Genomic DNA, 11,595 nt, shown 5'->3' with positions numbered 1-11,595 from the left:
CGTAGCTTGTTGCTGCCCACAATGCTGACAATGAAAGCGTGCAATAAAAAAGCTTTTTGACGTCAACCAGATTGCGGGTAGGGAAAAGTTCGCCTCGTTCTCGAAACCACCAGGCCAGCGGCATGGCGATTACCAGCGGCGGTATGGATGCAAGTACGGTCCACGTCGGTCCGAAGTCGCCTGCATGCGCCAAATTGCGATAAGCGAGCGGCACCATTTCGCCAGCTATCAACGCGGGCCAGTAGCGATAAGGCACTAACAAAAGGCAGGCAATGCGCAGCCCGGCAGTGAATGGCCAAGGGGCATTGGAAAATAACCCCACCACGATCAGATAAATCAGTGCGTACCCCGCCGCGATGACTGGATGAATCAACCAATGATTACTCAGCTTGAGCAGCTTTCCTTTGCGCTCCAACAAAGCCGTGCAAGGCGCGGCGCCTTCTTGCCATGGTCTTCCGTTCATTGATTCCGTCCGCGTACAACCGATCACCCAGTGCGCAAACATAAGACGGATATGATGCATCGCCCTATCAGGGAAGGCTGATGATAGTTGCAGGGGATTGGCCGCTTTTCAGTTGCCGAAAGGCGAGCATGTGTCTCGCTCGCGGGCGAAGCCCACGGCCATGGTGTTTTGAACTTGCGACGAAGTACGCCGTAGAAGCGTTACCGCCTGGGAACGATCGTGACGATCAGGCTCGCAGCAGCGCCGGTGTCGCGTTCGCACCGATGGTTTCGATCATCGCTTTCACGATGTGATGATTGCCGGCGATGATATTGCCGCTTTCGGGGATGCCTTCACGCCCCGCAAAATCGCAGTACTGGCCGCCGGCTTCGCGCACCAGCAGTACGCCTGCGGCCATGTCCCACGGTTTCAGGCCGATCTCGAAGAAGCCGTCGTAGCGGCCGGCGGCGGTGTAGGCCAGATCGAGGGCTGCGGAGCCGGAACGGCGGATGTCTTCGGCCTGGCCGAGCAGGGCGCGGGTCATTGCCAGTTGCGAATCCAGGTGCGCCCGCTGGCGATAGGGGAAGCCGGTGCCGATCATGGCGCCGCCCAGGTTTTCGCGCTTGCTGACGCGCATGCGGCGGTCGTTGAGATAGGCGCCATCGCCCTTGCTGGCGGTGAACAGTTCATCGCGCAGCGGATCGAACACCACGGCATACACCGGCTCGCCCTTGTCGAGCATGGCGATGGAAACGCTGAAGTGGGGGATGCCGCGCAGGTAGTTGTGGGTGCCGTCCAGCGGATCGATCACCCACACTAGCGGGCTCTTGCCGATCGCGCCGCCTTCTTCGGCCAGGATGGCGTGGCTGGGGTAGGCGCGGCGCAGTTCCTTGACGATCTCTGCCTCGGCCAGGCGGTCGACCTCGGACGCAAAGTCCATGCGCTGCTTCTCAACGACGTTGAGGCCGTCGATGCGGTTCATGTAACGCAGGATCACGTTACCAGCGGAGCGCGCGGCGCGTACCGCGACGTTGACGGCGGGTCTGGTCATGGCTTTGGCTTGGCAAAAGAACGGGTAGCGATCGGCAATCATAACAGAGCGTCCACGGGGAGGGGCGAGTGATCGCCTGCCGACAGGCTCCTGGTGCCTCGACTATGCTTGCCACCCTCCTGAATGCCTGATGTTTGTCGCATGAATGCTATCGCCGACCTCCCCAGCCGTTTCCGCTTTGTCCTCGTCCGCACCTCCCACCCGGGCAATATCGGCAGCGCGGCACGGGCCATGCGGACCATGGGCTTCACCCGCCTGGAGCTGGTCTCGCCGCATCGTTTTCCCGATCGGGAGGTGTCGGCCATGGCGGCCGGCGCGGACGACGTGCTGGAAGGCGCGCGCGTGCACGCCGGCCTGGTGGATGCCTTGGCCGGGGCGAGTTTCTCGCTGGGCCTGTCCGCGCGGCGTCGCGGGGTGAACCTGCCGGAACTCACGCCGCGCGAAGCGGCCGCACAGGCGCTGGCTGCGGCCGCGCGTGGCGAGCAGGTGGCGCTGGTGTTCGGCAACGAACGCACCGGGCTGGAGAACGAGGAGCTGGCACGCTGCCATGCGATGGTGCGCATTCCCAGCGTGGACGATTTCAGCTCGCTGAATCTGGCGCAGGCGGTGCAGGTGATGGCTTACGAAACGCGCCTGGCGCTGCTCGGCGAGAAGGTGCCGGCGCCGCCGCCGCTGCACGACGAACCCCCGGCCGACGCGGCGCAGATGGAGCGCTTCTTCGAGCATCTGTTGCGGACGCTGGACGATATCGATTTCCACAAGGGGCGCGCGCCGACCATGATCATGCTGCGGCTACGCAAGCTGTTCTTGCGTGCCCAGATGGACGAGCGCGAGCTGCGCATGCTGCATGGGATCCTGGCGGACGCGCAGCGGATGGCGCGGCTGGCCAACGAGAAAAACTAGAGGGCTGGCCGTAGCTTGGGGTGAGCGCAAGCGAACCACAACGCGGCGTTCTCTGCATGGCAACGTTGGGGTTCGCTTGCGCTCACCCCAACCTACGCGCGCCTTACTGCGCGTCGTCGGCAAGCTGGATCTGCGGTGCCGGGGTCACCAGCAGCTTGTCGATACGCGCGCCATCCAGGTCCACCACTTCGAAACGAATGCCGCGCCACGCGAACACTTCGCCCGTCTGCGGAATATGGCCCAGCGCTGCCATCACCATGCCGGCGGCGGTGCGGAAGTCGTGCTCGTCTTCGCCGGGCAGGTGATCCAGATGCAGCAGTTCACGTAGGTCATCGGTGGAAAGTGCGCCGTCGATCAGCCAGCTGCCGTCTTCGCGCTGCACGATCGGTGCGTGTTCTTCGCCGCCGCCATGGCCGAGCTGGCTGGCGCCGACCACGGCGGCGAGCAGGTCGTTGAGGGTCACTACGCCGTCGATGTCGCCGTATTCATCCACCACCAGCGCCATCGGCGTTTCGGCGTCGCGGAATTCCTCCAGCAGGTCGAGCGCGCGGGCGGTGCCGGGCACGTAGAGCGGCTTGGCCAGCACGCGGAACAATTCCAGCTTGCCGGTGGCGATGCCGCCAAGCAGGTTCTTCACTTCCATCACGCCGACGATGTCGCTTTCGTCTCCGCGATACACCGGATAGCGCGAATAGGAGGTGTCCCGCAGCACTTCCAGGTTCTCTTCCAGCGGCGCGTTCATGTCGAGCCAGGCGATGCGCATGCGCGGCGTCATCACGCTGTCCACGGTGCGGTCGCCCAGGCGCAGCACGCGGTTGACCATGGCCTGCTCGTCGGCATCGAGCACGCCTTGTTCAGTGCTTTCGGCCACCAGCAGGCGGATTTCTTCCTCGGTGGCGGCGCTGTCGCCGCGATCCTTCACGCGCAGCAGTTTCAGCAGCAGGCTGCTGGAGCGGTTGAGCGCCCACACGAAGGGAGCGGTCGCGCGCGACAGCACCAGCATCGGCATGCCGACAATGCTGGATACTTTTTCGGGCGCAGACAGGGCCAGGCGTTTGGGCACCAGTTCGCCGATCACGATCTGGATGAAGGAGATCACGGCGAAGCCCAGCACTACGCCGATCACCCGCGTATAGGGCACCAGCCAGGCGATGCTGCTGTCACGCAATATTTCCGCCAGGTGCGCACCGACGGCATCGCCGGCCACTGAGCCGGTGATCAGCATCACCAGGGTGATACCCACCTGCACGGTGGACAGAAAATGCTCCGGCGCTTCGGCATGCCGCAGGGCGACCTGGGCGCGGCGGCTGGTACGGGCCATCTGCTTCAGACGGCTTTTGCGGGAGGCCACCAGCGCCATTTCCGACAGCGCGAAGAAACCGTTGCAAAGGGCGAGGAGGAGGACGAGCGCGAGTGTGGTCAGCATCGCGACAGGGCATCGGGTACGGGCATGCCGGCCAGTGTAAGGCACGCGGCCATCTCCCGGGATAGCCCCGGGTGGTGCGGCGCGGCAGGGGGCTCCTGTAACATTCGCGAAATATTTGCCCCTTTCCTGCGCAGATCCCCCATGTTTTCACTCCAGACGATTTTCGGCAAAGGCGACAAGTTCTATGGCTTGTTGGAACAAAGCGCCGAAGCCGCCCGCGAAAGCGCCAAGGCCTTGCACGAGCTAGTCTCCATGGCGGACCACACGCCGGTCATGGCCGCCTTCGCCGCCGCCCGCAAGCGGGAGAAGGCGCTCGCCACCCAGATCAGCGAAGAGCTGATCAATACCTTCGTCACTGCGTTGGACCGCGAGGACATCGAGGCGCTCAATAGCGCGCTGTATAAAATCCCCAAAAGCGTAGAGAAGTTCGCCGAACGCTACGCGATCGTCACCAGCCGCCTGCAAGGGGTGGATTTTGGCCAGCGCACCCTGGTGCTGACCCGCTCGACCGACGTGGTGGTAGAGCTGATCGGCCAGTTGCGCCGCGGCCTGCGCATCGACCCGGTGAAGAAATTGCAGGACCGCATGCAGACGCTGGAGTCGGAGGGCGACCGCATGCTGCTGGCGCCTTATCGCACGCTCTACCTGGAAAGCGACGACGCGATGCGCGCCATGCTGGCCAAGGATCTGTTCGAGCTGATCGAAAAGGCCATCGACCGCTGCCGCGACGTGGGCAACATCGTCTATTCCATCGTATTGAAGAACTCCTGAAGGGGTACGCCTTGCACGCTGCATGTCACGCACGGCGCGCACTGACGGGAGCGCGCGCATGAGTCTGGGCCTGGTCATCGCGGTCGTGCTGATCGCGCTCGTCTTTACGTATATCAACGGCTTCCACGACACCGCCAACTCGATCGCCACCGTGGTCGCCACCAAGGTGCTGTCGCCGGGGCAGGCGGTGCTGCTGGCCGCGGTCACCAACATGATTGGTGCGATGTGGGGCACCGCGGTGGCGGCCACGATCGCGGCCGGCATCGTCAATACCGGCGTGGTGCATGCGGGCCCGGAGCTGCTGATCTGCGCGTTGCTGGCGGCTATCGTGTGGAACCTGATCACCTGGTGGCTGGGTCTGCCGTCCAGTTCCAGCCATGCACTGGTCGGCGCCCTGGTGGGGGCCGCCATCGCCGAAGCCGGCGGCCGTTTCAGCGCGGTGATCTGGGCGCAGGATGGCGCCCACTGGTGGGAAGGCAAGGGTGTATTGCCCAAAGTGGTGATGCCGATGGTGGTGTCGCCGGTGATGGGCTTTGTGCTGGGTTTTCTGCTGATGGGCGGGCTGTATGCCTTGCTGGCGTGGCTTGCCTCGCGCAAGGGGCCATTGCGCGCGCTGGGCCGCACGCCGTTCGTGAACAGCCTGTTCGGCAAGGTGCAGATTCTGTCGGCCAGTGCGATGGGCCTGGCGCACGGCATGAACGATGCGCAGAAGAGCATGGGCATCATCGCCCTGGCGCTGGCCAGCGCGACGGCGGCGGGGCGGTTCGATCATCTGCCGGGGTGGCTGTCGTTCCTGCGCATTCACGAATCCGCGGCCGGCGGCTTTGTCGTGCCGCACTGGGTGGCGGCGCTGTGCGCGTTGACCATGGCCGGCGGCACCGCGGGCGGCGGCTGGCGCATCATCAAGACGCTCGGCCACAAGATGGTGAAGCTGCACCCCATCAACGGTTTTGCCGCCGAGGGCAGTTCGGCGCTGGTGATCCTGAGTGCGTCGGCATTCGGCCTGCCGGTGTCGACCACCCACGTGGTGTCGTCGTCGATCATGGGCGTGGGTTCGGCCAAGCGCTTCAATGCGATCCGCTGGTCGGTGGTGGAGCGCATGGTGTGGGCGTGGATTCTTACCTTGCCGGTGACGGCGCTGATTGCCTACGGCCTTATTTACGTGGCGCGGCAGCTGTAGGGTGGATTGCTGGGATTGCATCCCAGCCCATGTATGGTCGTCATTCCAGCGAAAGCGGGAATCCATTTGCTCTGATGCATCCCAAACATGGATTCCCGCTTTCGCGGGAATGACGACGCCGGGGTAACGTTCTGCGACTAGAAGCTATCGCCGCTTTCCACGATCAGCTGCTCCAGCTGATCGCCCAGCGCACCCAGCTCGCTGATCAAGCGCATCAACTCCTGCCCGTTCACCAGTTCGTACGGGCGGTTCTCGCATAGATGCAGGTATGGCGAGCCGCCCAGGTCGGCCACGGCCAGAAAGCCCACGCGCTGCTCCCAGTTGAAGCGCAGGCAGCGCTTGGGGTCGGCGCCGGTCAGCGGGCCGATCGGGGTGGAGATGCGCAGGTAGCGGCGGCCGCCTTCGTCTTCCAGTTCGGCCAGGTAGATGCCTTGATGCCGGCCGTGCGGCAAGGTCAGGTCGAAGCTGATCACGTAGGGATCGTTTCGCTGCAAGGTATGCAGGCTGCCGATCAGCGAGCGCACGGCTTCGAAGTGATGCATACGATGATCCCGGCAGGAGACGGCGCGCTCTACTCTGCCACGAGTCGGGCACAGGCGGATCAAATCCGCGTAAAGTGCACCCCGCCATGAAGCCGGAATACTTGAAAGTCTTCGAAGCCATTGCCGCCATTCCGCCAGGCCGCGTTGCCAGCTATGGCGCCATCGCCGCCCGCGCCGGGCTGCCGGGCCGTGCCCGGTTGGTCGGGCGCTTGCTGGGCGAGGTTCCCGATGGCATGAAGCTGCCGTGGTTTCGCGTGCTGCGCTCCAGCGGCCAGATCGCCATGCCGCCTGGCAGCCGTGGTTTTCGCGAGCAGTGCCGGTTGCTGCGTGCGGAAGGTGTCGAGGTGAAAAACGGCCGCGTGCCGCTGTCGCGCTTCGGGTTGGATGCCGACGTGGATCGGGAGTTATGGGGCTTGCCGTGAGGCAATCGCTTACGCAAATCATCGCTCGAATGCGCTGTGCGAAGGAAATAAGCTTATTCGCTAGGTTGTCCACTACTCCGGCCCTCTCCCGTCTTTGATCGATGACGGACAAGCGGGAAAAAGAACAAGCATGTCTGCCACGCCCCTTCATATCCTTCAAAGCATTTTTGGTTACGCCCACTTCCGCGGCCATCAGCAAGCCATCGTCGAGCACGTCGCCGAAGGCGGCGATGCGCTGGTGCTGATGCCGACCGGCGGCGGCAAGTCGCTGTGCTATCAGATTCCCGCGCTGCTGCGCCAAGGCACCGGCATCGTGGTGTCGCCGCTGATTGCCTTGATGCACGATCAGGTGGACGCGCTGCGCGAAGCAGGCGTCGCGGCGGCCTATCTCAACTCCAGCCTCGACGCCCAGGAACAGCGTGAGGTGGAGCGCAAGCTGTCGGCCGGCGAGCTGAATCTGCTGTATGTGGCGCCGGAACGATTGATCACCGCACGCTTTCTCGACCTGCTCGATCGCAGCGAAGTGGCGCTGTTCGCCATCGACGAAGCCCATTGCGTGTCGCAATGGGGGCACGATTTCCGCCCCGAATACCGCGAGTTGATGATCCTGCACCAGCGTTACCCGCAGGTGCCGCGCATCGCGCTCACCGCGACGGCCGATCCGCGTACGCGCGAGGAAATCGTCGAGCGCCTGGTATTGCAGGATGCGCGCCAGTTCGTTTCCAGTTTCGATCGTCCGAACATTCGCTATGCGGTCACGCAACGCCACAATCCGCGCAGTCAGTTGCTGGGCTTCCTCGATGGACACCGCGGCGACGCCGGCATCATCTACTGTCTCAGTCGCCGCAAGGTGGACGAAACCGCGGCCTGGCTTTCCGAGGCAGGCATCGAGGCGCTGCCGTATCACGCCGGCTTGGATGCAGCGACGCGCACCGCGAATCAGCAGCGATTTCTGCGCGAGGACGGCATCGTGATGGTGGCGACCGTCGCTTTCGGCATGGGCATCGACAAGCCCGACGTGCGCTTCGTCGCGCACCTGGATCTACCGCGTAGCATGGAAGGCTATTACCAGGAAACCGGCCGCGCGGGACGCGACGGCCTGCCGGCCGAGGCGTGGATGATCTACGGACTATCCGACGTGGTGACGATGAGCCAGATGATCGCCCAGTCCGAATCGGGCGACGAGCGCAAGCGCGTCGAGCGTTCGAAGCTGGATCTGCTGCTGTGCTACGCCGAAGCCACCCAATGCCGGCGCGAACTGCTGCTGACCGCGTTCGGCGAAACCTTTCCAGGTCCCTGCGGGAACTGCGACAACTGCCTGCAGCCGCCGAAGACCTGGGACGCCACCGTGCCCGCGCAAAAGGCGCTGTCGGCGGTGTATCGCAGCGGCCAGCGTTTCGGCGCGGGCCACGTGATCGACATTTTGCGCGGCGTCGACAACGAGCGCATGAGCCAGCTCGGGCATGACAAGCTCAGCACCTTCGGCATCGGCGCCGACATGGATGAAAAGCAGTGGCGTTCGGTGTTTCGCCAACTGCTCGCCGCCGGTTTGCTGTCCACGGATGCGGAGGGCTTCGGCACCTTGCGTCTTACGGCGGCCAGCCGCGACGTACTGACTGGCAAGCGGGACGTACACATGCGCGAGGAAACGCGCCCTGCGCGCCGCGCGTCGCGCCGTCGCGACAGCCAACTGGTCACCGGCGCGAGCCTGGGCATCGAAGCCTACGAGCAAACCATGTGGGACGCGTTGCGCGCCTTGCGCTCGCGCCTGGCCAAGCAGCATGGCGTGCCCGCTTACGTGATCTTTCACGACGCCACGCTGCTGGCGATGCTGCGTGCGCTACCCGCGAGCGAAGAGGAACTTGCTTCGATCAGCGGTGTGGGTGAAGCGAAGCTCAAGCGCTACGGGCGCGATTTTCTGGAAGTGATCAACGCGAGGGAGTGAATGCATTGCTGGTCGTAACCGATCATCCATGATCAGTCACGCCACGGCTTGGCCGCCCTTGCGCTCGGCGCGAACGACGTACGCGCGGCTGCGAGGGATCGATGCCAGTAACCCGAATGCCGTTGGTGGCGCGCGCCAGCCGGGCATGCGGCAGATAAGCCGCTTCGGCGACATAGCGCCATTCGCTCAACCTCTGCGGCAAGCGGGCGTGTGGCCAAGCCTGGCGCAAGGCATCCAGCGCCGCCTCGGCCGAGTCGTGCCGCGCGACTTCGCGCGCTTCGATCAACGAACGCCAGCGACGCCCGTGCATGACGATGCGGAACAAACCCAGGCTGGAAGGAAAAACATACTGCGAAACCATCGGGACATACTCTCAATCCGATGGTGAAAGCATCGCGTACGCTGATGACGCGAGGATTATCGCCGTGCGTCATTACGATGGCGATGTGTGATGCGTACGTGATTTTGGCACATCACCTATCCATGGATGCACACGCGGCTTACCCGTGAGCGCTCTTGACGTATCACCAAACCATCGGCCATGCAGGCCGATGGCTTGCAGGCGATCAATGCAAGGCCGACTTGGCCAGCGTCTTGATCTGCTCCGGATCGGTCACGCCGACGAGGCGGCCGGTTTCCTTGTTGCCGTCGAAGGCGATCAGCGTGCTTTGCTGGACGATACCCAGTGCGCGCTTTTCGGCATTCTGCGTGTCGTAATCCAGGCGCAAGATCAGCAGCTTTTCGAATGCTGGGTCCTTGGTCATCGCCGTGATGGTGGGCTCCTGCTTGCGGCAGGTCGGGCACCAGCTTGCGTAAGCATCGACGAACACGGGTTTGCCTGCAGCCTGGGCGGCTTTCAACGCCGCCATGCTGAAGGGCTGGATGGGCTGCGCCATCGCCGGCAGGGCAACGGCGAAGCCAAGCAGCAGAAGCGCGGAAAGCTTGCGAAGAAAAGACATGGATAGGTCCTTCTTGAGTGGGTTCTTGTGCTTATTCGCTGTGAAAAGCCCGCGGGTTACAGCCGTAACCTTTGGGCTCGGCGGGACGAATAATCATGGGTGCAAAGGAGTTCAATCATGCTCGTTCTTCCATTCGTATCGTCCGCTGCGGGGCTGGGTTCATGAGCGTCGGCCTCAGCCCTGTCGTCGCCTACGCTGCGGGCGTCTTGACCATTCTTTCGCCCTGCGTGATCCCGCTGATTCCCATCGTGCTCGGCAGCGCGGCGCAGCGCCATCGCTGGGGGCCGCTGGCGTTGGCGCTGGGGTTGGTGGCGTCGTTTACGCTCACCGGTTTCATTATCGCGACGGTCGGCGCATCGATCGGCTTGAACACCGAGACGATCCGCTGGTGGACCGCCGTGCTGCTGCTGGTCGTGGGTGTCGTGCTGATCGTGCCCGCCTTGCAGCATTTGTTCGAGCGCGCCGCCGGACCGCTCTCCAATTGGGCGGGTGAACGTCAGGCACGGCTGGAACGATTTGGCCTGGCCGGACAGGCCGGCATCGGCGTGCTGCTCGGCCTGGTGTGGAGCCCGTGCGTGGGCCCGACACTGGGCGCGGCGACCGTATTGGCCGCGCAAGGCAAGGATCTGGGCCAGGTGGCGCTGGTGATGGGCGCGTTTGCGCTCGGCATCGCCAGCGTGCTGCTGGTGATGGCGCTCTTCGCGCAAAGCCTGCTGGCACGCTGGCGCGGCAAGTTGATGGCGGCGGGCACGGGCGGCCGGCGAGTGCTGGGTGTACTGATCGTGCTGGTGGGCGTGCTGATCGTGACGGGTACCGATCGCAGCCTGGAAGCGGCTATCATCGGCGTATTGCCGGACTGGGTGACGAATCTCACCACGTCGCTGTAAGTGCATGCCCGTTGCCGTACTCAATTCGTACCGATGATGCGCCCCGAATCCCCATCGAGCTGCAGTGACACGCGCGTGCCGGCGTTGTTCCTGGCCTTGGCGGTCCACACACCGTGGTCGTAATCCACGTCATGGATGTGTGTATAGCCCTGCGAAGAAAGGATCGCGCGAATGTCCTTTTCATTGATGCGCGATACCTGCTTGTTCGGATAGGCCACGCCGGTCGTCGGATCCACGCGCAATTTCACGCGTGAGCCATCGCCGCTGCGTGCGCGCGCCGTCCATACGCCATCCTTGAAGTCGACGTCGTGCACGTCCGTATATCCCTGCTGCGCAAGCTGCGCGACGATCTGTGATTCGGTCAGCGCCGGTGGTTGTTCCTGCGCCATCGCCATGCCGGCATAGTCCAGGGTCATGGCAAGCGCCGTGGTGATCATCAAGCTAGCCATCTTTTTCACGGACATACCCTCATTGCCGATGTGTCCACGAGTCTTGGTCGGCTGCGATCAACCTGCAGTGAAAGAAAGATTAGCGGGGTAAGGAATGGTTCATGCGCTTGCTGGCGCTGCGAGCAAGAAGATCTCAAGCATGCAGCGGGCATGTGGCGGTGATGGATGTTTCTGGCCAACCTCAGAAAAAACTAATGGGCAGCTCACAGGATTGCCGCCAACAAAAAAAGCCCACCGTAGAGGTGGGCTTCTTCGTTGAATCAATGGTGGCCGGGGACGGAATCGAACCGCCGACACGGGGATTTTCAATCCCCTGCTCTACCAACTGAGCTACCCGGCCAGGGTATTGCATTGAGCCGATAATTAAAGCGGAGCTGACCTGTTTCGTCAAGGCCTTTGTGAGGCCCAGGCCACGCCACGTCCTTGGTTGCGTCGTGGGCGCTGAAATCACGGAGGATGATAGAGAATGGTGAGATCGAACGTCAGCGCCCGCAACCTGCGCTTGCGGCGCAGCCACACGGTGGCGGTGATCGTGGAGATGAAACCATCTTCCGAGCGCACCATGTGGGACCCCTATCCGTTGTCCTTGCTCGGTGGTATCTCGCAGGAGCTCACCTC

12 protein-coding genes, 1 tRNA gene and 2 pseudogenes are annotated in these 11,595 nt (G+C 63.4%); 7 read left to right on the top strand and 8 right to left on the bottom strand.

The annotated features are described in order from the left end of the window. Positions 1-523, bottom strand: a pseudogene (locus VMA74_RS14815) (hypothetical protein); the annotation flags it as partial. A gap of 166 nt (positions 524-689) precedes the next feature. Beyond that, entirely contained in the window at positions 690-1,493 is an 804-nt protein-coding gene (locus tag VMA74_RS14810; protein ID WP_325368277.1) for an inositol monophosphatase family protein, read from the bottom strand. Between the two features lie 141 nt (positions 1,494-1,634). On the opposite strand from VMA74_RS14810, the gene VMA74_RS14805 reads away from it, so the two are divergent. After that, positions 1,635-2,396, top strand: a complete 762-nt coding sequence (locus VMA74_RS14805) for an RNA methyltransferase (protein WP_325368275.1) — start codon at positions 1,635-1,637, stop codon at positions 2,394-2,396. 103 nt (positions 2,397-2,499) lie between these two features. Here the strand turns inward: VMA74_RS14805 and VMA74_RS14800 are convergent, their stop codons facing one another. Beyond that, on the bottom strand, positions 2,500-3,822 hold the full coding sequence (locus tag VMA74_RS14800) for a hemolysin family protein (RefSeq protein ID WP_325368273.1): 1,323 nt from the start codon (positions 3,820-3,822) through the stop codon (positions 2,500-2,502). 141 nt (positions 3,823-3,963) lie between these two features. On the opposite strand from VMA74_RS14800, the gene VMA74_RS14795 reads away from it, so the two are divergent. Both VMA74_RS14795 and VMA74_RS14790 read left to right on the top strand, forming a co-directional pair. Next, positions 3,964-4,593 carry a pit accessory protein gene (locus VMA74_RS14795; RefSeq protein ID WP_325368271.1) on the top strand — a complete coding sequence of 210 codons (630 nt, stop codon included), beginning with the start codon at positions 3,964-3,966 and terminating at the stop codon, positions 4,591-4,593. 58 nt (positions 4,594-4,651) lie between these two features. After that, on the top strand, positions 4,652-5,773 hold the full coding sequence (locus VMA74_RS14790) for an inorganic phosphate transporter (protein ID WP_325368269.1): 1,122 nt from the start codon (positions 4,652-4,654) through the stop codon (positions 5,771-5,773). Positions 5,774-5,910: 137 nt separating this feature from the next. On the opposite strand, the gene VMA74_RS14785 is transcribed toward VMA74_RS14790, so the two are convergent. Continuing rightward, positions 5,911-6,315, bottom strand: a complete 405-nt coding sequence (locus VMA74_RS14785; RefSeq protein WP_325368267.1) for a hypothetical protein — start codon at positions 6,313-6,315, stop codon at positions 5,911-5,913. An 86-nt stretch (positions 6,316-6,401) separates the two neighbouring features. On the opposite strand from VMA74_RS14785, the gene VMA74_RS14780 reads away from it, so the two are divergent. Then, positions 6,402-6,737 (top strand): MGMT family protein, encoded by a 336-nt coding sequence (locus VMA74_RS14780; protein WP_325368265.1) that lies wholly within the window; start codon positions 6,402-6,404, stop codon positions 6,735-6,737. Between the two features lie 130 nt (positions 6,738-6,867). Next, positions 6,868-8,682: a DNA helicase RecQ gene (recQ, locus tag VMA74_RS14775; RefSeq protein ID WP_325368263.1), complete on the top strand. Its 1,815-nt coding sequence runs from the start codon at positions 6,868-6,870 to the stop codon at positions 8,680-8,682. A 22-nt stretch (positions 8,683-8,704) separates the two neighbouring features. Here the strand turns inward: recQ and VMA74_RS14770 are convergent, their stop codons facing one another. Continuing rightward, the gene (locus VMA74_RS14770; protein ID WP_325368261.1) at positions 8,705-9,043 is read right to left on the bottom strand and encodes a hypothetical protein; all 339 of its coding nucleotides are present in this window, start codon (positions 9,041-9,043) and stop codon (positions 8,705-8,707) included. Between the two features lie 205 nt (positions 9,044-9,248). Further along, on the bottom strand, positions 9,249-9,641 hold the full coding sequence (locus tag VMA74_RS14765) for a thioredoxin family protein (protein ID WP_325368259.1): 393 nt from the start codon (positions 9,639-9,641) through the stop codon (positions 9,249-9,251). Between the two features lie 161 nt (positions 9,642-9,802). Between VMA74_RS14765 and VMA74_RS14760 the strand changes: the two genes are divergently transcribed. Next, entirely contained in the window at positions 9,803-10,528 is a 726-nt protein-coding gene (locus VMA74_RS14760; RefSeq protein ID WP_325368257.1) for a cytochrome c biogenesis CcdA family protein, read from the top strand. 20 nt (positions 10,529-10,548) lie between these two features. Here the strand turns inward: VMA74_RS14760 and VMA74_RS14755 are convergent, their stop codons facing one another. Both VMA74_RS14755 and VMA74_RS14750 read right to left on the bottom strand, forming a co-directional pair. Continuing rightward, a complete protein-coding gene (locus VMA74_RS14755) occupies positions 10,549-10,992 on the bottom strand; it encodes a PepSY domain-containing protein (RefSeq protein ID WP_325368256.1) in 444 nt (147 codons plus the stop codon). 249 nt (positions 10,993-11,241) lie between these two features. Next, positions 11,242-11,317, bottom strand: a tRNA-Phe gene (locus VMA74_RS14750). A 138-nt stretch (positions 11,318-11,455) separates the two neighbouring features. Between VMA74_RS14750 and VMA74_RS14745 the strand changes: the two are divergent. Further along, positions 11,456-11,595, top strand: a pseudogene (locus VMA74_RS14745) (LacI family transcriptional regulator); the annotation flags it as partial.

Origin of the sequence: Dyella sp. (genome assembly GCF_035508675.1) — a bacterium.
GTDB lineage: Bacteria > Pseudomonadota > Gammaproteobacteria > Xanthomonadales > Rhodanobacteraceae > Dyella_B.
This window is presented reverse-complemented; position numbering and strand designations above follow the sequence as displayed.

Excerpts from the sequence above, each read along its gene's own strand:
- recQ (WP_325368263.1), top strand. The coding sequence starts at position 6,868 with ATGTCTGCCACGCCCCTTCATATCCTTCAAAGCATTTTTGGTTACGCC.
- VMA74_RS14765 (WP_325368259.1), bottom strand. The coding sequence starts at position 9,641 with ATGTCTTTTCTTCGCAAGCTTTCCGCGCTTCTGCTGCTTGGCTTCGCC.
- VMA74_RS14800 (WP_325368273.1), bottom strand. The coding sequence starts at position 3,822 with ATGCTGACCACACTCGCGCTCGTCCTCCTCCTCGCCCTTTGCAACGGT.
- VMA74_RS14770 (WP_325368261.1), bottom strand. The coding sequence starts at position 9,043 with ATGGTTTCGCAGTATGTTTTTCCTTCCAGCCTGGGTTTGTTCCGCATC.
- VMA74_RS14780 (WP_325368265.1), top strand. The coding sequence starts at position 6,402 with ATGAAGCCGGAATACTTGAAAGTCTTCGAAGCCATTGCCGCCATTCCG.
- VMA74_RS14790 (WP_325368269.1), top strand. The coding sequence starts at position 4,652 with ATGAGTCTGGGCCTGGTCATCGCGGTCGTGCTGATCGCGCTCGTCTTT.
- VMA74_RS14805 (WP_325368275.1), top strand. The coding sequence starts at position 1,635 with ATGAATGCTATCGCCGACCTCCCCAGCCGTTTCCGCTTTGTCCTCGTC.
- VMA74_RS14760 (WP_325368257.1), top strand. The coding sequence starts at position 9,803 with ATGAGCGTCGGCCTCAGCCCTGTCGTCGCCTACGCTGCGGGCGTCTTG.
- VMA74_RS14785 (WP_325368267.1), bottom strand. The coding sequence starts at position 6,315 with ATGCATCACTTCGAAGCCGTGCGCTCGCTGATCGGCAGCCTGCATACC.
- VMA74_RS14755 (WP_325368256.1), bottom strand. The coding sequence starts at position 10,992 with ATGTCCGTGAAAAAGATGGCTAGCTTGATGATCACCACGGCGCTTGCC.
- VMA74_RS14810 (WP_325368277.1), bottom strand. The coding sequence starts at position 1,493 with ATGACCAGACCCGCCGTCAACGTCGCGGTACGCGCCGCGCGCTCCGCT.
- VMA74_RS14795 (WP_325368271.1), top strand. The coding sequence starts at position 3,964 with ATGTTTTCACTCCAGACGATTTTCGGCAAAGGCGACAAGTTCTATGGC.